At 69.6% G+C, this 26,104-nt stretch carries 24 protein-coding genes; 9 read left to right on the plus strand and 15 right to left on the minus strand.

All coding sequences use genetic code 11. The annotated features are described in order from the left end of the window. Positions 1-5 precede the first annotated feature (5 nt). The 5 genes from ESP51_RS06420 to ESP51_RS06440 all read right to left on the minus strand — a co-directional run bounded on the left by ESP51_RS06420 (position 6) and on the right by ESP51_RS06440 (position 5,029). Entirely contained in the window at positions 6-1,448 is a 1,443-nt protein-coding gene (locus ESP51_RS06420; RefSeq protein ID WP_129520074.1) for a hypothetical protein, read from the minus strand. Next, positions 1,438-2,244, minus strand: a complete 807-nt coding sequence (locus ESP51_RS06425) for a TIGR03943 family putative permease subunit (protein WP_241843014.1) — start codon at positions 2,242-2,244, stop codon at positions 1,438-1,440. The genes ESP51_RS06420 and ESP51_RS06425 overlap by 11 nt, the downstream gene beginning before the upstream one ends. Then, positions 2,237-3,277 carry a permease gene (locus tag ESP51_RS06430; RefSeq protein WP_129520075.1) on the minus strand — a complete coding sequence of 347 codons (1,041 nt, stop codon included), beginning with the start codon at positions 3,275-3,277 and terminating at the stop codon, positions 2,237-2,239. Before ESP51_RS06430 ends, ESP51_RS06425 begins: the two co-directional genes overlap by 8 nt. Before the next feature lie 98 nt (positions 3,278-3,375). After that, positions 3,376-4,638, minus strand: coding sequence for an RNA polymerase sigma factor (locus ESP51_RS06435; protein ID WP_241843015.1), 1,263 nt, complete (start codon positions 4,636-4,638; stop codon positions 3,376-3,378). Between the two features lie 13 nt (positions 4,639-4,651). Then, the gene (locus tag ESP51_RS06440) at positions 4,652-5,029 is read right to left on the minus strand and encodes a YciI family protein (RefSeq protein ID WP_129520077.1); all 378 of its coding nucleotides are present in this window, start codon (positions 5,027-5,029) and stop codon (positions 4,652-4,654) included. Between the two features lie 248 nt (positions 5,030-5,277). Between ESP51_RS06440 and ESP51_RS06445 the strand changes: the two genes are divergently transcribed. Then, positions 5,278-6,381, plus strand: coding sequence for a carboxylate-amine ligase (locus ESP51_RS06445; RefSeq protein ID WP_129520078.1), 1,104 nt, complete (start codon positions 5,278-5,280; stop codon positions 6,379-6,381). A gap of 123 nt (positions 6,382-6,504) precedes the next feature. Here ESP51_RS06445 and ESP51_RS06450 read toward each other — a convergent pair whose 3' ends face one another. The 6 genes from ESP51_RS06450 to ESP51_RS06475 form a co-directional block, all read right to left on the minus strand. Beyond that, positions 6,505-7,152, minus strand: a complete 648-nt coding sequence (locus ESP51_RS06450) for an NAD(P)-dependent oxidoreductase (RefSeq protein ID WP_129520079.1) — start codon at positions 7,150-7,152, stop codon at positions 6,505-6,507. Positions 7,153-7,293: 141 nt separating this feature from the next. Then, positions 7,294-7,731 carry a YbhB/YbcL family Raf kinase inhibitor-like protein gene (locus ESP51_RS06455; RefSeq protein WP_164990435.1) on the minus strand — a complete coding sequence of 146 codons (438 nt, stop codon included), beginning with the start codon at positions 7,729-7,731 and terminating at the stop codon, positions 7,294-7,296. A 190-nt stretch (positions 7,732-7,921) separates the two neighbouring features. Continuing rightward, the gene (locus ESP51_RS06460) at positions 7,922-8,515 is read right to left on the minus strand and encodes a hypothetical protein (protein ID WP_129520081.1); all 594 of its coding nucleotides are present in this window, start codon (positions 8,513-8,515) and stop codon (positions 7,922-7,924) included. A gap of 257 nt (positions 8,516-8,772) precedes the next feature. After that, complete coding sequence (locus ESP51_RS06465; protein WP_129520082.1) at positions 8,773-9,363, minus strand: hypothetical protein; 591 nt, start codon at positions 9,361-9,363, stop codon at positions 8,773-8,775. Positions 9,364-9,528: 165 nt separating this feature from the next. Further along, a complete protein-coding gene (locus ESP51_RS06470; RefSeq protein WP_129520083.1) occupies positions 9,529-9,747 on the minus strand; it encodes a hypothetical protein in 219 nt (72 codons plus the stop codon). Positions 9,748-9,831: 84 nt separating this feature from the next. Beyond that, a complete protein-coding gene (locus ESP51_RS06475; protein WP_129520084.1) occupies positions 9,832-10,254 on the minus strand; it encodes an SRPBCC family protein in 423 nt (140 codons plus the stop codon). Between the two features lie 106 nt (positions 10,255-10,360). Here ESP51_RS06475 and ESP51_RS06480 point away from each other — a divergent pair, with 106 nt between their 5' ends. Beyond that, positions 10,361-10,810, plus strand: coding sequence for a MarR family winged helix-turn-helix transcriptional regulator (locus tag ESP51_RS06480; RefSeq protein ID WP_129520085.1), 450 nt, complete (start codon positions 10,361-10,363; stop codon positions 10,808-10,810). A 15-nt stretch (positions 10,811-10,825) separates the two neighbouring features. Further along, positions 10,826-11,806: a BadF/BadG/BcrA/BcrD ATPase family protein gene (locus ESP51_RS06485; RefSeq protein WP_241843016.1), complete on the plus strand. Its 981-nt coding sequence runs from the start codon at positions 10,826-10,828 to the stop codon at positions 11,804-11,806. A gap of 14 nt (positions 11,807-11,820) precedes the next feature. On the opposite strand, the gene ESP51_RS06490 is transcribed toward ESP51_RS06485, so the two are convergent. Continuing rightward, complete coding sequence (locus tag ESP51_RS06490; RefSeq protein ID WP_129520087.1) at positions 11,821-13,470, minus strand: acyl-CoA dehydrogenase family protein; 1,650 nt, start codon at positions 13,468-13,470, stop codon at positions 11,821-11,823. Between the two features lie 44 nt (positions 13,471-13,514). Between ESP51_RS06490 and ESP51_RS06495 the strand changes: the two genes are divergently transcribed. Together ESP51_RS06495 and ESP51_RS06500 are read left to right on the plus strand one after the other, a co-directional pair. Then, positions 13,515-14,270, plus strand: coding sequence for an NAD(P)H-binding protein (locus tag ESP51_RS06495; RefSeq protein ID WP_338420338.1), 756 nt, complete (start codon positions 13,515-13,517; stop codon positions 14,268-14,270). 70 nt (positions 14,271-14,340) lie between these two features. Further along, positions 14,341-14,994, plus strand: a complete 654-nt coding sequence (locus tag ESP51_RS06500) for a Pr6Pr family membrane protein (RefSeq protein WP_129520088.1) — start codon at positions 14,341-14,343, stop codon at positions 14,992-14,994. Here the strand turns inward: ESP51_RS06500 and ESP51_RS06505 are convergent. After that, positions 14,981-15,595, minus strand: a complete 615-nt coding sequence (locus ESP51_RS06505) for a TetR family transcriptional regulator (protein ID WP_164990436.1) — start codon at positions 15,593-15,595, stop codon at positions 14,981-14,983. The two genes, ESP51_RS06500 and ESP51_RS06505, sit on opposite strands and share 14 nt — an antisense overlap. A 112-nt stretch (positions 15,596-15,707) precedes the next feature. On the opposite strand from ESP51_RS06505, the gene ESP51_RS06510 reads away from it, so the two are divergent. Further along, positions 15,708-16,523 carry an SDR family oxidoreductase gene (locus ESP51_RS06510; protein WP_129520090.1) on the plus strand — a complete coding sequence of 272 codons (816 nt, stop codon included), beginning with the start codon at positions 15,708-15,710 and terminating at the stop codon, positions 16,521-16,523. 64 nt (positions 16,524-16,587) lie between these two features. Here the strand turns inward: ESP51_RS06510 and ESP51_RS06515 are convergent, their stop codons facing one another. Continuing rightward, the gene (locus tag ESP51_RS06515; protein ID WP_129520091.1) at positions 16,588-19,686 is read right to left on the minus strand and encodes a DEAD/DEAH box helicase; all 3,099 of its coding nucleotides are present in this window, start codon (positions 19,684-19,686) and stop codon (positions 16,588-16,590) included. A 264-nt stretch (positions 19,687-19,950) separates the two neighbouring features. On the opposite strand from ESP51_RS06515, the gene ESP51_RS06520 reads away from it, so the two are divergent. The 3 genes from ESP51_RS06520 (at position 19,951) to ESP51_RS06530 (ending at position 25,321) form a co-directional block, all read left to right on the plus strand. After that, positions 19,951-21,684 (plus strand): ABC transporter ATP-binding protein, encoded by a 1,734-nt coding sequence (locus tag ESP51_RS06520; RefSeq protein WP_129520092.1) that lies wholly within the window; start codon positions 19,951-19,953, stop codon positions 21,682-21,684. Beyond that, positions 21,681-23,798, plus strand: coding sequence for an ABC transporter ATP-binding protein (locus ESP51_RS06525; RefSeq protein WP_206737228.1), 2,118 nt, complete (start codon positions 21,681-21,683; stop codon positions 23,796-23,798). The genes ESP51_RS06520 and ESP51_RS06525 overlap by 4 nt, the downstream gene beginning before the upstream one ends. Before the next feature lie 185 nt (positions 23,799-23,983). After that, entirely contained in the window at positions 23,984-25,321 is a 1,338-nt protein-coding gene (locus tag ESP51_RS06530; RefSeq protein WP_241843017.1) for an MFS transporter, read from the plus strand. Here ESP51_RS06530 and ESP51_RS06535 read toward each other — a convergent pair. Then, positions 25,318-26,104, minus strand: a 787-nt coding sequence (locus ESP51_RS06535; RefSeq protein WP_129520094.1) for an MFS transporter, incomplete at its 5' end; no start/stop codon positions are given. The genes ESP51_RS06530 and ESP51_RS06535 overlap by 4 nt on opposite strands.

Genomic DNA, 26,104 nt, shown 5'->3' on the forward strand with positions numbered 1-26,104 from the left:
AGGGCTCAGCTCGAGCACCAGTCGGAGAAGCCGCCGCTCTGACTGAACTCCACGGCGCCGCTCGAGAGGTCGACGACCGACATCGTCGACTCGGTGTAGCCGGGAAGCCCGGGGTATCCGTCGGGCCGGCCCTGCGCATCGGAGGTCGTGACCGCGGCGTACCGGCCGTTCGGCGAGATGCAGTACTCGCGGATGATGCTTCCCTCGCTCGCAGGCGTGAACACATCCGTGGTCGAGGTCGCGTCGACCTGCGCGAGTCGCGAGGCGATCGAGGTGCTGCCGTCGGGCTGCACCACGACCATCACGACCGAGAGCACGTAGCGGTCGTCACCGGTCATCGTCAGCCGGCCCGGGTAGTCGGAGTCGCCGAGGCTCGGCACCGGGAGATCGACCGTCGTGGTCGTTCCATCGGTGAGGTCGATCATCGATCCCCGATCGGGGTCGGCGACGACGAGTCGGCTCGTGCCGGGCACGAAGCCGCGCACCTCGCTGTGCACACCGAGCGGAGTGACCGGGGCACTGCCGAACGCGTCGACGAGGAAGACCGACTGTTCGAAGTCCTGCACGACGACGGCCGTCGTGCCGGGCACGAAACTCCAGCTCGCGACCTTGATCGGCTCGCCGTCGAGGCCGGCGACGGGTTTCGGCGGTCCGCCCGCCGCTCCCGTGAGGTCGGCGATGTACAGGGCGCTGTCTTGCGCTCGCGCACCGTCGACGGGGGGCGTGCTGACGAGGTATCCGATGAGCGGATTGGTGGTCGACGCCTCGAGATCGCGCACGACGGCGTCCATCGGCAGGGCGATCTCCTGCGGCTCGTCCTGCTCGACGCCGGCCACGAACAGCTCGTTGGCGCCGGCGTCGTCGATCGTCACGGCCGCGAGCACGTCGCCGGCGTGGGCGAACTCCTGGATGCGCGGCGCCGTGAACACGATCTCGCCGCCCGGCTCGGTGAACGACTTGCGCTGGATGAGGTCGGGCTCGCCGTCGAGACTGCGGCGCACGAGGCTGTAGACCTGCTCGTCGGGCGTCTCGAACGTGTACTCGAGGGTCGCGGGAACGCCCTGGAAGGCGCCGACCACGCCCGGCACGCGCACCGTGTACTCGCTCGCGTAGTCGAGCGGCTCGTCGAAGGTGACGGTGATCAGGCGGTCGTCGGCGACAGCCGACACGGATGCCTCGGGCTCGACCGAGATCTCGTCGGCGTCGAACGACGCGACGGGCTGGTTGACCTCGATGACGAGCTGCTGCCCCGCGAGCCGGGTCGATCGCTGCGCGTCGATCTTCGCCGCGCTCAGGCGCGGACCCTGCACGACGCTCGCGAACGCGAACCCGCCCGCGATGACGGCGAGCACCACGATCGTGCCGAGCAGGCGCCGCGCGAACGCGTCGCGCACGCGAACCCGCGGCGACTGCGGCGACCGCGGCGACTGTGGCGACTCAGAAGACATACGGCTGTTCCGGCTGCTCGGTGACCTCGAGCGTCTCGGTCACGAGCACGAGCGGCTCGTCGCCGGTCGAGCCCGGGTTCTGCTCGATTGCACCCGTCGCCGCGAGCCACTGGTCTTCCTCGAACTGCTCCTGCCATCCGGGCAGGTACACGGGCACGCCGATCGGCTGCGCATCGACGGCGCAGCACGTGACGCTGAACCGCGCGAGGTAGAAGACGTTCTCGGGGTCGTCGGGCGACGCCGTGACGAAGCCGACGACGTCGACGTCCTTGTCGGCGTAGTAGCCGACGTCGGGGTTCTGGCGCAGCAGGAGCGCCCAGTCCTTCACCGTGAAGTTCGCGGTGTCGCCGCCGACGAGGGTCGGGGAGCTCGCATCGAGCGAAGAGGTCGCGCTGTTGATGCTGCGCTGGGTGGCCGTGGCCGACGTGAGCGTCGTCGGCGGGAGCACGAGCAGCGCGCCCGTGGCGACCACGATGGTCACCGCGGCGAGCGCGGCGCGAATGGTGCCGGCGCGGTTCGCGCGCGGAGGCTCGGGGGTGTCGTGGTGCGAGTGCTCGTGGTGTTCCGGTGCGGCTGCGGCATCCGTCGCCTCATCGGGCTCTTCGGGCAGCGGGGTGAACGCGAACGCCGCGACGACGAACACGGCGCCGATGAGGGCCATCGCGATCGAGAACCAGAAATAGCGCGGGTGGATGTAGAGCCCGAGCTGGCCGGTGGCACCGAGCCACACCGTCGCGACGATGCCGACGAGCGTGAGCAGGATGCCCTGCCACCGGGCGATCAGGCGCTTAAGCAAGAGCGTTCACCGCCAATCCGAGGGCTGCGCTCGCGAGCCCGACGATCACCGTCAACTGCACGAGCGTTCTCGCCGTGAAGGTCGTGCGCATGAGGGCGAGCATCTTCACGTCGATCATCGGCCCGAAGACGAGGAAGGCGACGATCGCGCCCGGCATGAACGTGGAGCCGAAGGCGAGGATGAAGAACGCGTCGACGTTCGAGCAGATCGAGACGACGAACGCGAGCGCCATGAGCGCGAAGACCGAGAGCACGGGGTTCTGGCCGAGCGTCACGAGCAGGTCGCGTGAGACGCCCACCTGGATGAGTCCGGCGATCGCCGAGCCCACGAAGAGCGCGGGCAGCATCGCGCTCGTCTCCTTCGTGAACATGTCGACGCTGCGACGCGTGCGAGTGGCCGGCACCTCGTCGTGGGCGTGCGCGCAGCTCGCCTGGAACTTCGGCGTGAGCAGGCTCATCGGGCTCGAGTGGCGGCTGTAGATCCAGCCGATGAGGTTCGCTATCACGAAGCCGCCGAGGATGCGCGAGACGAGGATGCCGTCGTCCCACCCGAAGGCCTGGTAGGTCGTGATGATCGTGACGGGATTCAGGATGGGCGCCGCGAGCAGGAAGGTCATCGACTCCCCCACGGACAGTCCGCGAAGGATCAGGCCGCGGGCGAGCGGCACGTTGCCGCACTCGCACACGGGCAGCAGCACGCCGAGCATCGAGATGACGATGCGACGCGCAACCGCGTTGCGCGGCAGGTGCCGCAACAGGAACCCCTCGGGCAGCCACACCTGCACGCCGATGGAGAGCAGGATGCCGAGGATCACGAACGGGAGGCTCTCGATGACGACGCTGATCGAGAGGGTGAAGAAGTCTTGAACCGAGTTCGAGAGGAGGTTGCCCACCTCTTCCGGCGCGAGCAATCGGATCGCGACGAAGAGGAGCACGAGCGCGACGCCGAGCCCCAGGCCCACGGCGCCGCGCGATCGAGGGGTGCGCGAGCCGTGCGCCGCGTGGTGCGGCGGCACCGGCTTCGTCAGGCTCATGGCGTCTAGGGTACGCAACGATTCCTGTGCCCCGCGTCCATGCCGGTGCCCGCGGGTGACATCCGAACATTTCGCGGCTCGTCGGCCCGCTCGGCTCCTCAGCCCGCGGAGGCGCGCAGCGCCTCGGCCTTCGCCGCAAGGTAGCGCTGCTCGGGTCCGTTGAGCGTGCGGCGGGCGGCCTCGACGAAGGCGAGGGATGCGGCATCCGTCGATCCGGCTCGCTCGAGCAAGTGGGCGCGCACCGCCCACGTGCGGTGATGCTCGGCGAGCGCGGCGCCGCCGTGGCCCGAGCCCGAGCCCGAGCCCGACTCGTCGCCGGATGCCCCCTCCGCCCGGTCGAGCGCGGCGAGTCCGGCGGCGGGGCCCTCGACCATCGCGAGCGCCACGATGCGGCCGAGCGTCACCATGGGCCCGGGGGCCAGGCGGGCGAGCAGGTCGTAGAGGCCGAGGATCTCGATCCAGTCGGTCGCCTCGGTCGAGGCGGCCTCGTCGTGCACGGCGGCGATCGCGGCCTGCAGCTGGTACGGCCCGATCGGGGCGCGATCGAGCACCTCGGTGACGAGCGCGACGCCCTCGTCGATCATTGCGCGGTCCCAGCGCGAGCGGTCCTGCTCGTCGAGCGGCACGAGCGCGCCCGTCGCGTCGGTGCGTGCCGCCCGCCGCGCATCGGTGAGCAGCATGAGCGCCAGCAGGCCGGCGGTCTCGCCCGAGGCATCCGTCACGTCCTCGTGCAGGCGCCGGGTGAGGCGGATCGCCTCGGCCGAGAGATCGACTCGTGCGAGCTCGTCGCCCGAGCTCGCCGTGTGACCCTCGGTGAACATGAGGTAGAGCACGTTGCGCACGGCGCCGATACGGGCCGCGAGCTCGTCGGGCGCCGGCAACCGGAATCCCTCGCTCGACCGGATGCGCGCCTTCGCGCGGGAGATGCGCTGCGCGATCGTCGCCTCGGGCACGAGTAGGCCGCGGGCGATCTCGGCCGTCGTGAGCCCGCCGACGGCGCGCAGGGTGAGCGCGAGTTGCGCCGGGCGGCCGAGCTCCGGATGGCAGCAGAGCAGGAAGAGCGTGAGCGTGTCGTCGACGGCGGGCACGGCTGCGGGCGGCGGCTCGAGCTCGGCGGCGAGCGATTCGCGGCGGCGGCGGGCGATGTCGGAGCGCACCTGGTCGATGTAGCGCCGCGAGGCGACCCGCACGAGCCAGGCTCGCGGGCTGTCGGGCACGCCCTCGGCCGGCCATTGGGCGGATGCCGCGATGAGCGCCTCCTGCATCGCGTCTTCGCACCCCTCGAAGTCGCCGTAACGCCGCACGAGCACCGCGAGGGCCGACGGTGCGGCGTCTCGCAGTGCCCGAACGGCGTCGCTCACGACCGGCGCTCTCTCAGAGGTCGCCGCCGCGATCGGCCATGTCGAGCGTCGGGCGAACCTCGATGAGCCCGTACTCGGCCTCAGGGAATCGCGCGGCGATCTCGAGTGCGCGCGCCTCGCTGTCGCAGTCGACGAGGTAGAAGCCGGCGAGCAGCTCCTTCGTCTCGGCGAAGGGACCGTCGCTCGCGACCGCGCCTTCGTCGGTCTTCGTCACGCGCTTGGCGAGCGAGATGTCGGCGAGCGGTTCGCTCGCGAGCAGTTCGCCGCTCGAGACGAGCTCCTCGCTGATGGCGCGGTAGTAGGCGTAGCCCTCGGCCCGCTCGTCGGCGCTGAAGCTCTCCCACGCCGCGCGCGACTCGGGGTTGCTGTAGATCTGGATCAGGTACTTCATCGGAATGGCTCCTTCGATCGTTGACCGTTCACCGTTCGTTCGGGAGGCAGAACCGCGCTCCCATCAGTATGTCGAGGCTGCGTCGCGATTCTCGACCGATGCCGTGACATCGGCGACATCCGCTGCATTCGTGGGGTTCGCTGTCGTCGATCAGCCGAGCGGCGAGGCGACGGCAACCACTTGACACAGCACGTGCAAGGCCGCGAGAGTGCGTGCAGGGCGCACGGTTGCCGTGGATCGGGGGATGCATGACGACGTTCGGCATCGAAGAGGAATTCATGTTCCTCGACCGTGAGAGCCTGCGGCCCGCGGACGTCGCCGCCGATGTCTTCGAGCGTCTTTCCGCCTCACCCGAGTGGCATGACGTCACGCACCGAGAGTTCCTCGCGTCGCAGGTCGAGCACGCGTCGGCCGTCTTCGAGAGCCTCGACGATGCACGGCGGGCCCTGCTCGCCTTCCGGCGGGAGATGGCCGCGGATGCCGCGCGGTTCGACGTGGTCGCAGCGAGCGTGGGCACCCCGCCCGACACGACGCCGTTCCCGTCGATCACCGAGCAGCAGCGATACAACCGCATCGTGCGCGACCTGAGCGGCCTGATCGCCGACCACCAGATGAGCGGCCTGCACGTGCACGTCGGCATTCCCGATCGGGAGGGCGGCGTCATCGCGCTCAACGCGGCGCGGCCATGGATGCCGCTCCTCACCGCCATCTCGGGGAACTCGCCGCTCTGGCGCGGGTATGACACCGGCTACGAGAGCTGGCGCAACGTGCAACTGCGCCGGTGGAGCACGGCGGGATGCCCCCCGTCGTTCATCGACGCGGACGACTACGACCGCCGCATCGCACGCCTCATCGGCATCGGCGGCATCAGCGACCGCGCCCTCATCGCGTGGGACGTGCGCCTCTCGGAACACCTGCCCACGATCGAGTTCCGCATGGCCGACGCGCAGCTCGACGCCGAGACGACCATCCTCATCGCCGCGCTCTGCCGCGGCCTCGTCACCCATTCCCTCCAGAAGCCTTCGGCGCCGGATGCCGCGGCCGACGCCTCGGCCGAGGTCCCGCCCGAGCTGCTGAGCGCCGCCGTGCTGCACTCGGCGCACGTGGGCCTGCAGGCCGAGGTGTTCGACCCCCTGAGCGGCGGGCTCGCTCCCGCGGGCGAGGCGGTGCGCGGATTCGTGCGCATGCTCGAGCCCGAGCTCTCGGCCGCGGGCGACCTCGACGCGGTGAACGAGTCGGTGAGCCGGCTCCTGCACGACGGCACGGGCGCCGCCCGTCAGCGTGCCGCGCTGGAGCGCGACGGGCGGCGCGCACTTCGCGCGCTGTTCGACGAGACGATCACCGCGGAGTAGTGGCGCTGGCGGTTGTCGCGGTTCTCGTGGGCGCCGCGACGACCGGCTCGCCTGGGCGCGCGAGTTCGCGAGCCGGAGGGGCGGCGACGCGTTGGGGGCCGCGTCGCCGCCCGGCTCATCCGGTCAGTATGCGACCGAGAACTGTGCGCGACGGTGGGTCGGCTTCTCGATCTCGTCGACGATCGCGGCAGCGAAGTCGGCGCCCGAGATCGCGGACGCGCCGTTCTCATCGGCCAGCGGGATGTCGCCACCGATGCGGTACGTGCCGCGCGCCTCGCCGGGCGCATACGACCCGTAGACCGCGGTGGGGCTGACGAAGAACCAGTCGAGTTCTTCTGGTGCGTCGTCGACCAGCTCGTCGGCGATCGTCGCCATCACGCGCGCTTCCTTCGCGTACTGCGGCGGGATCTCCTCAGTGAAGGCGATCCGGGGCGCACCCTTCTCGGGGCGGAGCGAGCTGTAGCCTCCGACGACCCCGTAGCGGGCGCCGAATGCGGCGGCGAGTTCGCCGAGCCCGGCGTAGACCGAGCTCAGCTCGTCTTCCAACTCGCCTCGCGGGGCGAGAGCTGCCACGACGACATCGGCGCCGGCCACGGCACGTTCGCGATGGGCCTCGTCGAGCATCGAGCCGGTCTCATAACGCACACCGGGAACCGGCTCACCGGGTTCGTTCCGGCTGAAGGACGTCACGTCGTGACCCCGTGCAGCGGCCTCGCGTGCGATGTTTCCTCCGGTGTAGCCGGTGCCGCCGAGCACAGTGATGCGCGCCATAGTCTCCCTCTCGCAATGTGAATCCGTGTTCCGGTCACTGTACGAGAGCTGGATTCTCTTGGTAAGTAGGCACTTTTCGGTAAGTAGGGCGAGCACCGCACCCCGAGCGGATGAGACGTCGGGGGTTATTTGCGCCCTGGCCTAGGAGTTCGGATTCGTGAAGTTCACCTTGAGCTCGGATGTGGCGAGCACATGACCAGCGACGACTCGGGGAAGCTCGTTCGCCGTGGTCTTCGCCGAGAGCTCGGGCGCCGACGGGTCGAGTGCGTAGAGCGTGAAGACGTACTCGTGCGTTCCGGATGGCGGGAATGGACCCGCATAGGCGGTGAGCTCGCGCCCCACGGGCACCGCGCCCCCGTCACCGCTGTGGAATTCTCTGTCGACCGGTGGGATACCGTCGACGAACCAGTGGACGTAGCCACGCGCGACTGGATCGGTGTCGATCATGGTCAGTGCGAGCGATCCGGTTCCGCTCGGCAGGTCGGTCCACGCGAGTTGTGGCGACACGTTGTCGAACTTCTTCCCGTGTCGCGTGTCGAGCTGCCCGCCGTCTTCGAAGTCGGTTGAGCTGAGTTTCATGTCGTGCCTCTCCTTCGAGAGCTCGTCATTTCCGTCGACGCCATTCTCCATCCACAGGCGCGGGATGGGGAGTGCGCCTCCAGAATCGTCCGCCCCTCGCGGGAGTGACCGGATCGCGCAGGAGTGACCGAATTCGGTCACTCCGGCAGAACGGGCTCCTCCACCGCGTGCACCGCGTCGCAGCAGCGATTCAACAGCCCGGACCCGACGGATACGCGTTGCAGTCGCCCTGCGTGAGCACCGTGTCGAACTGGCCCACGAGCACTCGCTGCGGCTCGCCGGCGATGCTCAGCGTGCCGGCAATGGCTCGCCATCCCGACCCGGCGAACCGATACTCGGCGCGCAACACGACGGAGAGTTCGACGACGTACTCGCCCGACTCGGCGTAGCTGTGGCTCGTGGGGGTCGCGGAGAACTCACGGAGGCCGAGCGTCGCCCAGTTCGCGCCCGGTTGCCCACTCTCGACTGTCGCGCCGTCGCTGTGCGTCCATCGATAGCCGACCGGCGTGAAACGAACGTCGGCGGGCTGGCCGAGCAACGTGCCGGAGACCACCTCGACGGATGCCGCTGCCACGAAGTTCGCCGGAAGATCCTCGATCGCCCACCCGCCCGGCTCCATCCCGTTGCCCGGCTTTGCCGGCCGGAACGACGCGATGTCGCGGAGGGTGACGACGATGGCCGGTGCGGGATCCTCTGGGTCTGGCTGGGGGTCGCCTGCGCAGATGGCGACGTTGATCGGGCTGCAGTTCTCGGGTGGTGGTGGCGGCGGGTCGGTCGGGGCCACTGCTTGAATGTCGTCGCGGTCACCCGATTGAGGTGCATCCGATTCCTGGCTGCCCCGAGATTGATCTCCACCACCACCAGCCGAGCCCGTAAGATCCACGCCGCCAGCAGCTTGATTCACAAGGCCCGCCGTCTGGCACGTACCCGTGTCAATTTCAATCTCGTCGCATGGTGGCTCTGCGCTCCACGCAATGACCGTTGGCGAGGTTGCGAGCACACTCGTTGCGATGACGGCGCCGAGGAAGAATGCTTGCACCTTCATCCGCAGAAGTTCTCGCGTTCCCAGAGATCCTTGGCGCTGATCTCCAAGTCGTTAGCCGCCCGCCCTTCGGCGACAACCAAATATGGAACGTCGAGGACACGATCGGGTGACACGACCGACGCCCCGTTTATGTCGACCACGTCAAGGCCCCTGAGGTCGTCACAAACATAGAACGCGACCACTGCGCCCCTGCTCGGATCTTCGTCGTGTGACTGGAGCTCATAGGTCACGAATGTGCGTCGACCGATCGACCGAAGTCCGTCCTCGACATACGAAGCAGCAGTTTCGATCTGCGCATCATTAGCATCGCCGATCGCGACGCCGGCGAGGGGGCCAAGGTCAGTGCCGCCGCTCCCGGTGACTTCTGCAGTGGCCACCAAGAAGCGCTCATACGCCTCCTCCGCCGCCGCGAGCGCCTCCTCGTCTGACGCGAAGATCGGCTCGGCGGCATCCGTCGGAGTGCTCGGGGTCGGCGTCGGCTCGGGCGCTCCCACGCAGCCGCTCAGCACCAGCGCGATCGCACCCGCTGCGGCCAGCGAAAACACGCCCGGGTGACGGGCGGACCGGGCCGGGCGAGAACGGGGCATGGCGAATACCCTAGGCGAGCGGAAGGGCGATTTCGCCCGTTATCCACAGGCCGGGAGCACCCACGCAGGCGGTCAGCGTGGCCGTCGGCCCGCGGTTCAGGGGCGTCAGCATTCGCATCGGGAGAGGCGGAGGCACCGACTGCGGACGCCGGCATCCGACGCCGGTCAGCGCATGAGGTCGGCGACGAGCTCGCCCCACTCGAAGCCGCAATCGCGGCAGTCGAAGAGCGGGCTTTCGCCGGCGAAGGGGTCGGCCGCGGCATCGGGTGCTGGGATATCGGCGAGCATTCCGTAGACGCCGACGCGAACGGCAACCGACCCGCAGCGCGGGCACGGCTCGTCGAGCACGTCGCGCTCGAGGTTCTGTTGCATCTGGTTCGTCATGTGCGCCACGGTACGCCGGGGGTCCGACATCGGGTCGTTGCAACGCCGAGACCGGGCGGGCCCGCGTGGCACCCTGAGCCCACCTCAGCCCACGCTCGACCGCCGTTGCACCTCGTCGCGCAGGCGGCCGGTGCGGAGATCCGCGACGCCGGCTGCGCCTGCCGGAATCAGGGCTGCGACGGGCCCGGTCTGACGGAACGAGTGCGTCACGCGGGTCGTGCCGTCGCCAGAGGGTTCGAGCTCCCACTCGCCGAGCTCCTCGAAGCCCCGGAAGGCGAGCCGGTGCACCACGCGCAGCGGTTCGATGAGTTCGTACGTGAACGTCGCCGGAATGACACCTCGCACGGTTGCGGGGTACGCAGCACCCACGTCGGCAACGGGGTCGGGGCAGTCGACGGAGGTGAGGGCGGGGTTCCACGATGCGAAGCGGCGTGCGTCGATGAGCACCGCGAGCACCGCGGCATCCGTCGCGGGCAATTGGACGGTGCTGGAGTGAAGAGTGGACATCTCGAGAGCTCCTTAGATGACACATCATGGATTACGTGTAAATCAGTGATACATCATCGATATACTCGACACAAGTGCAGCGTGACAATTGAGCGTGGAGGCGGCGATGAACTTCGAGCGGTTGCGGCTGACGATCCTGGCCGTGCAGCGCGAGGGCAACCGGATGCTCGCCGAGCGGCTGCGGCCGCTGGGCGTGACCCCGGCGCAAGCCGAGATCCTCACTGTGCTCGGCGAGCGCGGCCCGATCAGCCTGCGCACGCTCGGCGAGCTCATCGTGTGCGAGGTCGGCAGTCCGAGCCGCGCCGTAGACCTGCTCGTCACGCGTGGGTGGGTCGAACGGATGCCGAGCTCCCGCGACCGCCGGTCGATCGAGCTCAGTCTGAGCGATTCGGGCCAGTCGCTGCTCCCCCGTGTGCGCGAGGCCACCGTGCAGATCGACGCGATGCTCGAGGAGAGCATCGGCTCTCGCGAGGCCGCCCGCCTGCTCGAGGCGCTGCAGCGCGTGCTCGGCGAGTCGCCCTCGGCGGCGAGCCTCGAGCGTCGGTTGGGCGACTGACGCATGAGCCAGCTGGTGCAACGAGTCTCCGAACCCGGACCCTGGGTGCTCGGCATCGACCTCGGCGGCACAGGTGCTACCGGCAGCCGCATCGCACTCGAGCCGGCCGGCGCTGCGCTCGGTTCCTCGCGCCGTTTGCTGCCGGAGGTTCGCACCGGCATCAGCGAGGGGGCCACGAACCCACTCGACGTGGCCGAAACGCTCATCTCCGCGGTACGAGTGCAGTGGCCGGATGCCCCGCTCGCCGCGGTCGGCATCGGCGCGCCGGGCGTCGCCTCGCTCGCCGGCGACCCTGCCGCAGAGCTTCCGCGTCTCGTTGCGGCGGCCGGAGGTGCTTCCGTGGCACTCGCGATCGACGCCGTCACCGCGCACCTCGGCGCACTCGCCGGTTCGGGCGGCTCTGTGGTGGCGGTTGGAACGGGCACGATCGCAATCGGCACCGACCTGCGCTCGATCTGGCGGCGCGTCGGCGGCTGGGGCCACCTCTACGACGATCGCGGCTCGGGCGCGTGGGTCGGCATCGAAGGACTCAAGGCCGCGATCCTCACCCACGACGGCGTGACGACGGATGCCGCCGCACTCCTCGCCGCGGCCGTCGCCCGCTTCGGCCCGGCACCCGAGTGGCCCGCGCAGCTCTCCACGCGCGACGACCGCGGCGCGATCCTCGCAGACTTCGCGGCGGATGTCGCGGCGCTCGCCGGCATCGGCGACCCCGTCGCGACGCGCATCATGTCGACCGCTGGAACGCTCGTGGCGGGCACGCTCGCCGCGGCGCTCGACCCTCGGCTGCCCTGGCGCGCGTCGGGTGTCGGCGGCGTGTTCGAGGCCGGGGGCGCGTTCATCGCCGGGTTCGAGGCGGAGTTCGTGCGCCTCGCGCCCGACGCTTCACTCATCGATCCGGCGGGCACACCGCTCGACGGCGCGGTGCGGCTCGCGCGACTCGTCGCGTCGGGTGACGCGCCGGTGGGGCATCCGCCGTTCCTCTGGCTCTCGTAGTCTGCAGACTCCCGTCACGCTCGCGCGAGCAGCGCCGCCGTGTCGACGCCGGGAGGCAGCGCGCCGTAGAGCATCCCGCCGGCTCCCTCGAGCCGTGTGCGCACGAAGGCGTCCGCCACTTCGCCCGGCGAGTACTGGATGAGCAATGAGGCCTGCAGCACGAGGGCGAGCCGCTCGGTGAGTTCCCTCGCCCGAGCGGCCGAGCCCGCGACATCCGCCGAGATCTCCCGAACCACCGACTGCGCCTCGGCGAGTTCGAGGTCGAAGCCGGCGTGCTCCCCCGAGGCCGCTCCGACCTCGTCGAAGAAGGCCTCGAACGCCTCGGGCTCGCGAGCGAGCACGCGCAGCACGTCGAGCGCGATGACATTGCCCGACCCCTCCCAGATCGCGAGCAGCGGTTGCTCGCGATAGCGCCGCGCGAGCGGGAACGTCTCGGTATACCCGTTGCCGCCGAGGCACTCGAGCGCCTCGTACGCGTGGCCCGGTCCCCGCTTGCAGACCCAGTACTTCGAGACGGCGGTCGCGAGACGACGGAACGCCTGCTCGGCAGCATCCGCGTCGTCGTCGTAGGCACGCGCGAGCCGCATCGACGTGAGCGTGGCCGCCTCGGACTCGAGTGCGAGCTCGGCGACGACGGCCGCCATCGCCGGCTGGTCGACGAGGAGCGATCCGAACGCGCTGCGATGTCGCACGTGCCACGCGGCCTCGGCGACCGACTGCCGCATACCCGCCGCCGTGCCGATGACGCAATCGAGACGCGTGCGCGTGACCATCGGCACGATCGCGGCGACGCCGCGGCCCTCCTCGCCGACGAGCCACGCACTGGTTCCGGCGAGTTCGATCTCGCTCGAGGCGTTCGAGCGGTTGCCGAGCTTGTCCTTGAGGCGCTGGATGCGGAAGGCGTTCCGCGATCCGTCGGGCAGCACGCGCGGCACGAAGAAGCAGCTGAGCCCGCCGGGCGCTTGCGCGAGCACGAGGAACGCGTCGCTCATCGGCGCGCTGCAGAACCACTTGTGCCCGGTGAGCGCGAATTCGCGGCCCCACCCGTCGTCGGCGCCGGTCGCCTCGGCGCGCGTCGTGTTCGCGCGCACGTCGGAGCCGCCCTGCTTCTCGGTCATCGCCATGCCGACGAGCGCCGATGCCTTCGCTCCACCCCCGCCCAGCCCCGCGTCGTACGCCCGGCTCAGCAGCCGCGGCATCCATTCATTCCGGAGCCCGGATGCCGCGAGCGCGAGCGTCGGCACCGCTGCATGCGTCATCGACACAGGGCACGCATGCCCGGGCTCCACTTGCGCGAAGAGGGAGAACGCCGCAGCGCGCTCGACGTTCGCGCCGCCACCGGGATCGGCCCACGCCGACGTGTGCGCGCCCGCGCTCACGGCCGCGCCGAGGATGCGGTGGTAGGCGTCGTCGTACTCGACCTCGTCGACGCGGCGCCCCCAGCGGTCGTGCGTCTGCAGGGTCGGCGAGTGCGTGTTCGCCCGTTCGGCGTCGTGCTGGAACGCCGCGGTGCCCACGAGCTGCCCGGTCTCACGGAGTGCAGCGGCGGCCTCGGGCCTTCCCCATCGCTCGACCGCTTCGACGAGCGGCGCATTCGACGAGTACTCGTCGACGCCTTCGCGCGGCGGCACCTGGTTCTCGACCTCGTGCGTGTTGATCATCATCGACCTCCGGGGCCATTCTCGTCCGTCGCGTCGCCGAGCGACACGTGAGATTGCCGCCGTCCGGCGCGCTCGACACGGTCGGCACGCCCACCGGGATGCCGGCGTCGCTTGCGGCATCGGCCGCCGCAGCGTTGACTGTGGCGATGCGAGTCGTCATAGCCGGGGGCCACGGGAAGATCGCGCTCATCCTCGAGCGCCTGCTCGCCGACGGCGGGCACGAACCGCTGGCGATCATCCGCAAACCCGAGCATCGCGCCGACGTCGAAGCGGCCGGCGCGACGGCCGTGGTGCTCGACCTGGAGCACACGTCGGTTCGCGAGCTCGCCGAGGTGCTCGCGGGCGCCGACGCCGCCGTGTTCGCCGCGGGCGCCGGCCCTGGCAGCTCGGCCGAGCGCAAGTTCACCGTCGACCGCGATGCCGCGATCCTGCTCGCCGACGCGGCCGACGCCGCCGGAGTGCGCCGCCTCGTCATCGTGTCGGCGATCAACGTCGACCGCTTCGACGCGGCATCCGACGACATCTTCCAGATCTACCTGAAGGCCAAGAGCCAAGCGGATGCCGCGGTGCGCAACGGCGACCGCGACCTCGACTGGACCATCGTGCGCCCCGGCTCCCTCACGAACGACCCGCCGACCGGCAAGGTGCGCGTCGGCACGCCCCTGGGAAAAGGACGGATCCCCCGAGCGGATGTCGCGGCCGTCATCGCCGCGGTGCTCGAGAACGGCCTCGCGGTGCGCGTGCAGTTCGAGCTCGTGAGCGGCGACGCGCCGATCGTCGAGGCGCTCACCGCACTCGGCTGACAATCGCGATAGACATGTGACGACGCGATGCAGGTCGCGGTCGGGGACGCGATGCAGCCGGGGGGATGCCATGACGGTGACGAGCGAGACGGAGATCGGCGCGGCGCGCGGCTCCCGAGGGGTGCTGTTCGCCTCGCTGCGGCTGCTGGTGGTGCTCGTGATCGCCACCGCGATCGTCGCGACCTTCTTCGACACCGCCTCGCGGGCGACGATCAACCCGTTCAACTTCTTCGGCTATTTCACGATGCAGAGCAACATCATCACCGCGGTGATCCTGCTGCTGGCTGCCGTGGCGACGTTCCGCGGACGCCCGCAGACCCCGTTGCTCGTCCTCCTGCGAGCCTGCGCCACGACGTACATCGTCATCGTCGGCATCGTCTACAACACGCTCCTCACCGGCCTCGAGGGTGGCATCTCGCTCGACTGGGCGAACTGGGTGCTGCACGTGGCGTTCCCGGTCTATGCCGCCCTCGACTGGATCCTCTTCGGCGATCGCAGCGCCGTGCCGTGGCGGAATCTCTGGGTGGTGCTCATCTTCCCGGCGGTCTGGATCGTCGTCGTGCTCATCCGGGGCGCAACCGACGGCTGGGTGCCCTACCCGTTCCTCGATCCGGCGCAAGGCTACGGAATCGTGGCGATGTACTGCATCGTCATCTTCATCGCGACGGTCGTCGTCGGTGCTCTCGTCTTCGCGATCAGCAGAGTGCGGGTCATCGCGCCGTAGGCGGGTAAAGGTGGAACGCCGCCATCGCATCGTCGAGCATCGGCCCGAACGATCCCGCCTGATCGGACTCGTGCCACGTGACCTGAGCGGCGAGAAGGCAGGCGAACGCGGCGCCGACGATCGCTCCGGGGCGAGGATCCGTGCGCTGGTCGATCCCGAGCCGCGCAGCGACACCCTCTTCGAGCAGCTTCTGCATGCGGGACATCTTCTCGAGGTAGGCCGCGTTGAGGGCAGGCGTGCTCTGAACGATGCGCTCCATCGCGGCCCGTCGCTCTCGCAGCTTCGGATCGTCGACGTACTCGACGAAGAAGTCGAAGACCCTCCGGAGTGCTTCCCATACGGATTCCTCAGCAGGCCTCACGGCGAGCGACTCGGCGAGCTTGTCGCCGAAGAGGTCGTACTTTCCGATGACCAGGTCTTCCTTCGACGAGAAGTAGCGGAAGAACGTGCGCTTCGACATGCCGGCGGCGGCGGCGATCTGCTCCACCGTGACCGCCTCGTAACCCGACTCGACGAACAGGTCTTGCGCGACGACGGTGAGTTCCGATTGCACGATTCTGCGAGTGCGCTCGCGCATCGCGATCGGTGGATCCGCCGTCATCTGCCTCGCCTCATCCGCCCAGCGTACCACCGGAGTCATATTTGACACTCGGTGTCATACGCGGCGTAAGGTGAACGAAACGACCCCCGGCGTAGAAGGAGAGACACACACAATGACCAAGGTTTGGTTCGTCACAGGCTCGTCCAAGGGATTCGGACGAGCCTTCGTAGAAGCCGCGCTCAGCCGCGGTGATCAGGTCGCCGCGACTGCCCGCGACACCGACTCGCTGGCCGACCTGACGGAGGAGTACGGTGACGCGGTGCTGCCGCTCGCCCTCGACGTCACCGATACCGACCAGGTGAACGCCGCCATCGGCGCAGCACACGAGAAGTTCGGTCGTCTCGATGTCGTCATCAACAATGCCGGCTACGGCCTGTTCGGCGCAGCCGAGGAGGTCTCGCTCCAGCAGGTGCGCGACCAGATGGAGACCAACTTCTTCGGCGCCATCGCCGTCACGAACGCGGTGCTCCCGATCCTGCGCGAGCAGGGCTCGGGCCACATCATCCAGATCTCGAGCGTCGGCGGCGTCACCACCTTCCCCACCCTCAGCGCCTACAACGCGTCGAAGTGGGCACTCGAGGGCTACTCCGAGAGCCTCGCCCAGGAACTCGCAGGATTCGGGGTCAACGTGACGATCGTCGAGCCCGGAGGCTTCGACACCGACTGGGGCGGCGCCTCCGCCACCCGCGCCACGCCCATGCCTCAGTACCAGCCGATCCACGACGCCCTGGCCAAGGCCTTCGCCGGCGGAGTTCCGAAGCCGCTGGGCTTCGGCAACGCGATCCTGAAGATCGTCGACTCCGAGCAGCCGCCGCTGCGCGTCTTCTTCGGGGAAATGCCCCTGCAGATGCTGCCGGGCGTCTACCAGCAGCGTCTTGACACCTGGAACGAGTGGGCCGCGGTTTCGCGCGAAGCCGAAGGCAGGTAACCGGTCAGGCAGGAGCGACGAGCCGCACCACGCCGGACGTCGCTTCTGCCTGCACCCGAGCCCGTCAGGGCCCGAGCAGCCCGCGGATGTCGTCGGCCGTGAGCGTGTCGCTGAAGAGCGCGTCGTCGTCGACGATCGACGCGACGAGCTCGCCCTTGCGCGCCTTCAGCTCCATGACCTTCTCCTCGATCGTGTCGGCGGCGACGATGCGGTAGACCATCACGGTCTTCGCCTGCCCGATGCGATGCGCGCGGTCGACGGCTTGCGCCTCGCTCGCGGGGTTCCACCACGGGTCGAGCAGGAACACGTAGTCGGCCTCGGTGAGGTTCAGTCCGAAGCCGCCGGCCTTCAGGCTGATGAGGAAGACGGATGCCTCGCCGCTGCGGAACCGCTCGATCACCTCGTCGCGCTTCGTGGTCGAGCCGTCGAGGTAGGCGTAGCTGACGCCGGCCGCGTCGAGGCGGACGGCCGCACGGCCGAGGAATGAGGTGAACTGGCTGAACACGAGCGCGCGATGCCCCTCGGCGAGCACGTCGTCGAGCTGTTCGAAGAGCGCGTCGAGCTTGGCCGACGGAATGCTCGCGTAGCGCTCGGGATCGATGAGCGACGCGTCGAGGCTCAGCATGCGCAAGAGCGTGAGCGAGCGGAACACGATGAACCGGTTGCGGTCGAGGTCGTCGATGAGGCCGAAGAGCTTGCGCCGTTCGCGCTGCAGGAAGGTGTCGTAGAGGCGGCGGTGCCGGGCGCCGAGCTCGACGTGCAGCACCTGCTCCTGCTTCGGCGGCAGCTCGGGGGCGACGAGCTCTTTCGTGCGGCGCAGCATGAGGGGCCGGATGCGTCGGCGCAGCGTCGCGAGCCGATCGGCGTTGCGCTCGTGCTCGATGGGCCGGCGGTAGCGCTCGGTGAACGCCCGCCCCGACGGGAACAGGCCCGGCGCGACGATGTTGAACAGCGCCCACAGCTCGCCGAGGTTGTTCTCCATGGGGGTGCCCGTGACCGCGAGACGGAACGGCGCACGGATGCCGCGGGCCGCCTCGTGCACCTTCGTCGCCGGGTTCTTCACGAACTGGGCTTCGTCGAGCACGAGCGCGCCCCACTCGAGGGCGGCGAACGCGGCGGCCTCGAGGCGCAGCACGGCGTAGGTGGTGACGACGAGGTCGGCGTTCGCGGCGGCATCCGCGATGCTCGTCGTGCCCTTCGCCTCGGTCGTGGTGACGGTCGCGACGCGGAGGCCCGGGGTGAAACGCGCGGCCTCGCTCGCCCAGTTCGAGGCGACGGAGGTTGGGGCGACGACGAGGAACGGGCGGCGCGCGGCATCCGTTGCGCTCGCCTCCTCGACGGCGAAGGCGATGAGCGCGAGCGTCTGCGCGGTCTTGCCGAGGCCCATGTCGTCGGCGAGGATGCCGCCGAGCCGGTGCCGGTAGAGGAACGCGAGCCAGCGGAATCCCTCGAGCTGGTACGGACGCAACGGCAGCGCGAGCCCCGCGGGTGGCGGCAACTGCTCGACGGTGCCGCCGTTCAGCCCCGCGACGGTCTCGCGCCAGGCGAGCGCGGGCTCGCTCACGTCGGCGAGGTCTTCGAACTCCGACCAGAGGCTCGCGCGGCTGCGGTCGATCTGCAGGCCCGCCTCCCACTCGGCGAGCGTGCCGGCCTCTTCGATGAGCTCGCGCAGCGGCTCGAACACCGGCTGGGTGAGTGAGAGGTAGCTGCGGTCGACGAGCAGCAGCTTCTTCGCGCCCTTCGAGAGCGCCTTGAACAGCGGACCGAACGGCACCTTCCTGCCGTCGACCGTGACGATCACGCCGAGGTCGAACCAATCGGTGCGCAGCGACTCGACCGTCGTCACGGTGAGCTTCGGCGGCGCGGTCGCCTCGCAATAGTCGGGCCGCTCGCCCAAGACGTCGACGCGCACGCGATCGACACCCTCGAGCAGCGGCAGCACCTCGGCGGCGAACTCAGCCGCGTCGATGCCCCGGAACACGACGGGCGCCGCGGGCCCGCCGAGCACGTCGGCGACCACGTCGGCGACGGCGCGCTCGGCCACGGGGTCGATGAAGTCGTCGTCGGATGCCGCGAGCGGGCTCTGCCGCCCGTCTCCGTGCTCCCAGTGCCAATCGAGCCTGAGCACGTCGCCGGGCTCGAATCCCGCCGTGAGCACGAGGGTCGCCGGAGGCGGCGCCGGCGGGTCGAAACTGCCGTCGCGACTCGTGACGGGCAGCGCCCGGGCGAGCGACGGGTAGTGCGCGCGCAGGAACTCGGGGAGCTCGGCGGCCGGCACGCGCACGGTGCGCGCCTGCTCGACCGCGGTGCGCTGGGCCGTGCCGAGCGGGCTGAGCGAGCCGGCCGAGCGGCCTCGGCCGTTGGCGGCAGCGATCGGGGCGAGCTCGATCGTGCCGCTCGCGAAGTCGAAGCGGTAGAGGCCGTGGCTCGAGATGAGTCGCGCAACGGCGGCGCCGGTGGGCGTGCCGTCGACGGTGACGGTGGGCGTGAGCGTGAGGTCGCCGGCCGCGGTATCGGGTCGCTCGGGTCGCGCGGCCGCTTCGGTGAACGCAGCGCCGGCCGCGGCATCCGCTCGCTCCACCCTCGCGTCGAGTGCGATCGACGCGCGCTCGCCGACGACCACGGTGGGCGTCGCCTCGGAGCCGACGAGCGCGATGCCGAGCCGGCCCGCCTCGGCGAGCAGTGCCCAGAGCAGCGGGCTCTCGAACTCGTCGAGCGTGATCCACTCGGAGCCGTACAGGTTGTACACGCCCGGCGTGCCGCCCTTCAGCAGCGCGAACTGGCCGAACCAGCGCGATTGCGCGGGGTCGAACCCGCCGGCGCTCGCCTGGTAGCCGACGTTCTGCCACGTGATGCCCGACTTGATCCAGCCACGGGTGCCCGACGTGACCGGACGCACCGCCAATCGGTCGACGGATGCCGCATCGCGAGCGGGCTCGTCGCGCGGGCCCTGCCAGCTGCCGGGCCGGCGCACGACGCGGTGCCGCAACTCGAACTGCAGCGCGAGCGGGCGACGGGGAGCAGCGGATGCCCCGGAATCGTCGTTCATGCCCTCGGCGGCATCTGCCGCAGCCCGCGGCGACAACGCCGCCACGGCGTCGCGCCATCCGCCGCTCGACCGGCCGAGCTCGGCTGCCGCAGGGAGCAGTCGGTCGGCGGTCACCTCCCCATGTTTGCACGCGCCACCGACACTGCTGGACGGGGCATCCGCCGCAAGAATCGAACGTTTCACGCTCTCAGCGAAATCGCGCCCGATCAGGTGATCGGACGGCCGAATCAACTTGACGACCCTTGGTGGTCGTGACAGGCTCAATCGGCTGCGACGCATGGGGGTGCGTCGCCGCTCACCGGCGTGGACGCCGCACGCTTTTCGAGTGTCGGCCACGCCATCCGTGGACCTCGTACCACCCCCAGTTCCGGAGAACTGATGCTCGGAAAACTCCTCGTCCGCTACTTGAAGCCCTCCCGCTGGCTGTTGCTCGGCGTGCTGGCCTTCCAGTTCATCTCGGCTCTCGCGAGCCTCTACCTGCCCAGCCTCAACGCCGACATCATCGACGAAGGCGTCTCGAAGGGCGACACCGACTACATCTGGTCGACAGGCCTGTTCATGCTCGCGATCTCCCTCGGCCAGATCGTCGCGGCGATCGTCGCCACTTACTTCGCCGCGAAGGCCGCGATGCGCGCCGGTCGCGACATCCGCAATGACGTGTTCGACAAGGTCAGTGCGTTCTCCGAGCGTGAGGTCTCGCAGTTCGGGCCCGGATCGCTCATCACCCGCAACACCAATGACGTGCAGCAGGTGCAGATGCTCGCGATGATGGGCGCGACGATGCTCGTCAGCGCGCCGCTCCTCGCGATCGGCGGCATCGTGCTGGCACTCTCGCAGGACGTCGGCCTCAGCTGGCTCATCGGCGCGTCGGTGCTGACGATCCTCCTCGTCGCGATCATCGTGCTCGGCCGGATGGTGCCGCTGTTCCGGAGCCTTCAGGTGAAGCTCGACGCGGTGAACCGGATCATGCGCGAGCAGCTCACGGGCATCCGCGTCGTGCGCGCGTTCGTGCGCGAGCCCATCGAAGAGGAGCGCTTCCGCGGCGCGAACACCGACATCATGGACGTCGGGCGCCACGTGGGCACCCTGTTCGTCACGCTGTTCCCGTTGTTCATGCTGGTGATCAACGTGACGATCATCGGCGTGATCTGGTTCGGCGCGATCGAGGTCGACGCCGGTGGCGTGCAGATCGGCACCCTGTTCGCCTTCATGCAGTACGTCGGGCTCATTCTCGGTGGCGTGCTCATGGCCGCGTTCATGACGATGATGATCCCGCGCGCGGCCGTGTCGGCCGAGCGCATCAGCGAGGTGCTCGCGAGCGAGTCGACGCTCACGCGGCCGGCGAACCCCGTGACGACGTTCCCCGAGGTGGGGTCCGTAGAGTTCCGCGACGTCGCGTTCGCCTACCCCGGCGCCGAGCACTCGGTGCTCGAGGGCATCTCGTTCCGCGCCGACGCGGGCGAGACCGTCGCGATCGTCGGCTCGACCGGCGCGGGCAAGACCACGCTCGTCTCGCTCATTCCACGCTTGTTCGATGCCACCGGCGGCTCGGTGCGGGTCAACGGCGTCGACGTGCGCGAGGCCGAGCTCGAGCATCTGTGGAAGACCATCGGTCTCGTGCCCCAGCGTCCGTTCCTCTTCGCCGGCACCGTGGCATCCAACCTGCGGTTCGGGCGCGAGGAGGCCACCGACGCCGAGCTCTGGCACGCACTCGAGATCGCACAGGGCCGCGACTTCGTCGCCGAGATGGAGGGCGGGCTCAACGCCCGCATCGCCCAGGGCGGCACGAACGTCTCAGGCGGGCAGCGCCAGCGACTCGCGATCGCCCGCGCGATCGTGCACAACCCCGACATCCTCGTGTTCGACGACTCGTTCTCGGCGCTCGACCTCACCACCGATGCGCGGCTGAGACAGGCATTGTGGCGGGAGTTGCCGCAGGTGACGAAGATCGTCGTCGCGCAGCGCGTCTCGACCATCACCGACGCCGACCGCATCGTCGTGCTCGACGACGGCGGCATGGTCGGCATCGGCACGCACGACGAGCTCCTCGCGACGAGCGAGACCTACCGCCAGATCGTCGAATCCCAGCTCGGAGTGGAGGCCACGGCATGAGCACCGACACCAAGAAGAACGGCCGCGGCCGTGGCCGCCAGGCAGAACCCAAGCCGATGACCGAAGAGGAGCGCATCGAGCACGAGCTCGCCGAGGAGGCGCGCATCAACTCGGGCTCGTGGGACAGCGTGGCACCCGGGAAGGCGCAGGATTTCGGCGCGAGCTTCCGCCGCATGCTGGGGCTCCTCGTCCCGTGGAAGTGGTCGTTCGCGTTCGTCTCCCTGCTCGGCGCCATCGGCGTCGTGCTCACCGTCATCGCGCCGAAGGTGCTCGCCGAAGCGACGAACCTCATCTTCGAGGGCTGGATCTCGCTCCAGCTGCCGGCGGGGGTCACGCAGGAGCAGATCGTCGAGCAGCTCCGGGCGTCGGGGCAGGAGGACTTCGCGAACATCGTGGCAGCCGCGAACCTCACGCCGGGCGAGGGCATCGACTTCGTCGCGCTGAGCCAGATCGTGATCGCGGTGCTGATGCTCTACATCGTCGCCTCCCTGCTGTCGTGGGTTCAGGGGTACGTGATCAACGTCATCATGGTGCGGGCGGTGTGGCGCTTGCGTGAAGACGTCGAGGCGAAGGTGCACCGGCTGCCGCTCAGCTATTTCGACCGCGTGCAGCGCGGCGAGCTCATCTCGCGAGTCACGAACGACATCGACAACATCACGCAGACGCTGCAGCAGTCGCTCTCGGGCGCGCTCACGAGTGTGCTCACCGTCGTCGGCGTGATGGTCATGATGTTCTCGATCTCGTGGCAGCTCACGCTCGTCACCCTCATCTCGCTCCCGCTCATGGGCGTGATCTTCGGCATCATCGGTCCGAAGTCGCAAGCCGCATTCGGCGTGCAGTGGAAGAAGGTCGGCCGGCTGAACGCCCGCGTCGAGGAGTCGTTCTCGGGCCACGCGCTCGTGAAGGTCTTCGGTCGCGAGCGCGACGCGAGCGAGAAGTTCCGTGCCGAGAACGAGGAGCTGTACGAGTCGGCGTTCAAGGCGCAGTTCCTGTCGGGCATCATCATGCCGGGCATGATGTTCATCGGAAACCTCACGTACGTCGGCATCGCCGTGCTCGGCGGTCTCATGGTCGCGAGCGGCCAGTTGCGCCTCGGCGACGTGCAGGCGTTCATCCAGTACTCGCAGCAGTTCACGCAGCCGCTCTCGCAGCTCGGTGGCATGGCCGCCGTGGTGCAGTCGGGCACGGCTTCGGCAGAGCGGGTGTTCGAGCTGCTCGACGCCGAAGAGCAGGAGCCCGAGGTCGCGGATGCCCCGGCACCGGTCGAGGGCGACGGCACGATCGAGTTCGAGAACGTGTCGTTCTCGTACACGCCCGAGCGTCCGCTGATCCGCGACCTGTCGTTCCGGGTGGAGCCGGGCCAGACGGTCGCGATCGTCGGCCCGACGGGTGCCGGCAAGACGACACTCGTGAACCTCATCATGCGGTTCTACGAGCTCGACGGCGGTCGCATCCTGCTCGACGGACAGGACATCGCGTCGCTGACGCGGCACGATGTGCGCTACCGCACGGGCATGGTGCTGCAGGATCCGTGGCTGTTCGCAGGCTCGATCCGCGAGAACATCCGCTATGGGCGCCAGTCGGCGACCGACGACGAGATTCTCGAAGCCGCTCGGGCCACGTACGTCGACCGCTTCGTGCACTCGCTGCCCGACGGCTACGACACCGTGCTCGACGAAGAGGCGTCGAACGTCTCGGCGGGTGAGAAGCAGCTCATCACGATCGCCCGCGCGTTCGTGGCGCAGCCGTCGGTGCTGATCCTCGACGAGGCGACGTCGTCGGTCGACACCCGCACCGAGCTGCTCCTGCAGCACGCGATGGCGGCGCTCCGCGAGGGTCGCACGTCGTTCGTGATCGCGCACCGGCTCTCGACGATCCGCGACGCCGACCTCATCCTCGTGATGGAGCACGGCGACATCGTCGAGAAGGGCACGCACGAGGAGCTCATCGCCGCGAAGGGCGCCTACTACCGCCTCTACAACTCGCAGTTCGAGCAGGCGGCGACCGACCTCGACGCCGAGCTCGCGGCCGAGCAGGGCGAGGTGGTGACCTCCGACGGCCCGACCCCGCTCGAGGCCGTCGCCGAGGCTGCGGCCGAGAGCGCCGAGCTGTAGGGCGACCGGGCGGGTCGTTCGCGCACCCGCTCTAGGCAATCATCGAGCGAGCGGATGTCCCTTCTGGGGCATCCGCTCGTTCTGGTTCGAGCCCGCTCCCCAACCGTGACGCCATGGTGCTCTCGGTACGCTTGACAGAGGCGGTCGCCACGTGCCGCCGTCCACCGATCCCTTGCGAAGGTCCCGTGACGACTGCACTCCCGCCCGCGCGCCCCTGGCGCCTGTGGCTGGTGTGGAGCGTCGGCGTCGCCGCCTACGTGCTGTCGGTCACCAACCGCACGTCACTCTCAGCGGTCGGCGTCGACGCCGCGGTGCGGTTCGATGCGGATGCCTCGACGCTCTCGCTCTTCGCGGTCATCCAGCTGTTCGTGTACGGCGCGATGCAGATTCCGGTGGGGCTCCTGCTCGACCGGTTCGGTGCGCGGCCGATGATCACCATGGGGATGTTCCTGATGGCGGTTGGCCAGCTCGTCATGGCGTTCGCGCCCGACGTGGGGACCGCGATCCTCGCGAGGATGCTCGTGGGCGCGGGCGATGCTGCGATCTTCCCGAGCGTGCTGCGCGTCGTCGCCGTGTGGTTCCCCGAGCGGCAGGCGCCGTTCCTCGTGCAGCTCACCGGCATCGTCGGCCAGGGCGGCCAACTCCTCGCGATCCTGCCGATGGCGGCGCTCCTGCACGCGACGACCTGGAGCGTCGCATTCGGCGGCCTCGCCGGGCTCGGCGTGCTCTTCACGGTGCTCACCTTCGCGGTCATCCGCAACCGCCCTCCTGATCGAGACGCGGATGTCTCGGTCGACACCGAGACGGGGGCGATCCGCGTCGTGACGTCTGCGGCGGACCTCCGCGAGGGGATCCGCGAGTCGTGGGCGCACCCCGCCACGCGACTCGCCTTCTGGTCGCACTTCACGACGCCGTTCTCGGGCACCGCATTCATCCTGTTGTGGGGCTTCCCGTTCCTCACGGTCGGCGAGGGCCTCTCCGCCGCGATGGCGTCGCTCCTCTTCAGCGTCTACGTCGTGTCGGGCATGGTCGTCGGTCCGGCGATCGGCGTGCTCTCGAGCCGTCATCCGATGCGTCGCTCCCGGATGCTCGTGCTGCCGGTCATCGGGATCCAGGCGGTCGCGTGGCTCGCGGTGATCCTCTGGCCCGGACAGGCGCCACTCTGGCTGCTCTTCGTGCTCGCCTTCGCGCTCAGCACCGGCGGCCCCGCGTCGATGATCGGGTTCGACCACGCGCGCACCTTCAACCCGAGCCACCGGCTCAGCACGGCGACCGGCATCGTGAACGTGGGCGGGTTCCTCGCGGCGCTCCTCGCGATCCTCTTCATCGGCATCGCGATGGACGCGCAGGGCGCGGGAACGCCCGACACCTACAGCCTCGATGCGTTCCGGATGGCGTTCCTCACCCAGGTGCCGCTGTGGGCGCTCGGCGCCGCGTTCATCACCTGGGAGCGCAGGCGAACCCGGGTGCACATCGGACTCGACGAGCCGCGGTCGCGCCGTCGCGATCGGCGCTTGCGTTAGATCCCGGTCGCGGGGGCGGGGACGTGGGTGGTTTCGAGCCGCGCGGCGATCGCGAACACGACGATCGCGACGAGGAGCACGACCGCGGTCATGAGCATCGCAGGCACCGGGCCTGCGGCATCCGCGACCCAGAATATGACGAGCGGGCCGACCGCGGCACCGACGTCTCCCGCGGTGCGAGTGACCCCGACGACCCCGCCGGTGCGGCGCCCCGGGAAGGCCTCGGCGGTCACCACGCCGGGAACCACGTTCGCGAGGCTCGTCGCGATGCCGTAGACCACGATGAGCAGCGCGAACGGCCACGGCGAGTTCGCGACGCTGAGCAGCACGAGTGCCAGGCCGGCGACGATCGCCGACGGCACGAGCACCGAGGTTCGGGCGCCACGGTCGACGGCTCGCCCGACGAGCGGCAGCGCGATCATGCTCGCGACGGTGCCCCCGGCGAGCGCGACGCCCAGCCCGATCGGATCGAGCCCGCCCGGACCATATGCGAGAACGGGAATGAGCCCCTGCTCGCCCGCGAATCGGGCGAAGAACAACGCGAACGACACGCCCGTGAGCGACAGGAGCAGCGGCATCCGGGCACCTGATGATGACGGCTCCGGCGAGCCGGCCGGCGCCGCCGCCGTGGCCGACCAGTACCCCGAGGCCGGGCGCAGCAGGTCCCAGCCGAGCACGAGCAGCACAGGAACGGATGCCGCGACGAACGCGCCCGAGACGCCGGCCAGGGTGACCGCGACCCCGCCGAGCAGCGCGCCCGCCGCCGCCGCTCCCATCTGCACG

The organism is Agromyces albus (assembly GCF_004134825.1).
In the GTDB taxonomy this organism is placed as follows: domain Bacteria; phylum Actinomycetota; class Actinomycetes; order Actinomycetales; family Microbacteriaceae; genus Agromyces; species Agromyces albus.

Excerpts from the sequence above, each read along its gene's own strand:
- ESP51_RS06420 (WP_129520074.1), bottom strand. The coding sequence starts at position 1,448 with ATGTCTTCTGAGTCGCCACAGTCGCCGCGGTCGCCGCAGTCGCCGCGG.
- ESP51_RS06430 (WP_129520075.1), bottom strand. The coding sequence starts at position 3,277 with ATGAGCCTGACGAAGCCGGTGCCGCCGCACCACGCGGCGCACGGCTCG.
- ESP51_RS06440 (WP_129520077.1), bottom strand. The coding sequence starts at position 5,029 with ATGAAGTACCTGATCCAGATCTACAGCAACCCCGAGTCGCGCGCGGCG.
- ESP51_RS06445 (WP_129520078.1), top strand. The coding sequence starts at position 5,278 with ATGACGACGTTCGGCATCGAAGAGGAATTCATGTTCCTCGACCGTGAG.
- ESP51_RS06450 (WP_129520079.1), bottom strand. The coding sequence starts at position 7,152 with ATGGCGCGCATCACTGTGCTCGGCGGCACCGGCTACACCGGAGGAAAC.
- ESP51_RS06455 (WP_164990435.1), bottom strand. The coding sequence starts at position 7,731 with ATGAAACTCAGCTCAACCGACTTCGAAGACGGCGGGCAGCTCGACACG.
- ESP51_RS06465 (WP_129520082.1), bottom strand. The coding sequence starts at position 9,363 with ATGCCCCGTTCTCGCCCGGCCCGGTCCGCCCGTCACCCGGGCGTGTTT.
- ESP51_RS06470 (WP_129520083.1), bottom strand. The coding sequence starts at position 9,747 with ATGACGAACCAGATGCAACAGAACCTCGAGCGCGACGTGCTCGACGAG.
- ESP51_RS06475 (WP_129520084.1), bottom strand. The coding sequence starts at position 10,254 with ATGTCCACTCTTCACTCCAGCACCGTCCAATTGCCCGCGACGGATGCC.
- ESP51_RS06480 (WP_129520085.1), top strand. The coding sequence starts at position 10,361 with ATGAACTTCGAGCGGTTGCGGCTGACGATCCTGGCCGTGCAGCGCGAG.
- ESP51_RS06490 (WP_129520087.1), bottom strand. The coding sequence starts at position 13,470 with ATGATGATCAACACGCACGAGGTCGAGAACCAGGTGCCGCCGCGCGAA.
- ESP51_RS06500 (WP_129520088.1), top strand. The coding sequence starts at position 14,341 with ATGACGGTGACGAGCGAGACGGAGATCGGCGCGGCGCGCGGCTCCCGA.
- ESP51_RS06505 (WP_164990436.1), bottom strand. The coding sequence starts at position 15,595 with ATGACGGCGGATCCACCGATCGCGATGCGCGAGCGCACTCGCAGAATC.
- ESP51_RS06510 (WP_129520090.1), top strand. The coding sequence starts at position 15,708 with ATGACCAAGGTTTGGTTCGTCACAGGCTCGTCCAAGGGATTCGGACGA.
- ESP51_RS06520 (WP_129520092.1), top strand. The coding sequence starts at position 19,951 with ATGCTCGGAAAACTCCTCGTCCGCTACTTGAAGCCCTCCCGCTGGCTG.
- ESP51_RS06525 (WP_206737228.1), top strand. The coding sequence starts at position 21,681 with ATGAGCACCGACACCAAGAAGAACGGCCGCGGCCGTGGCCGCCAGGCA.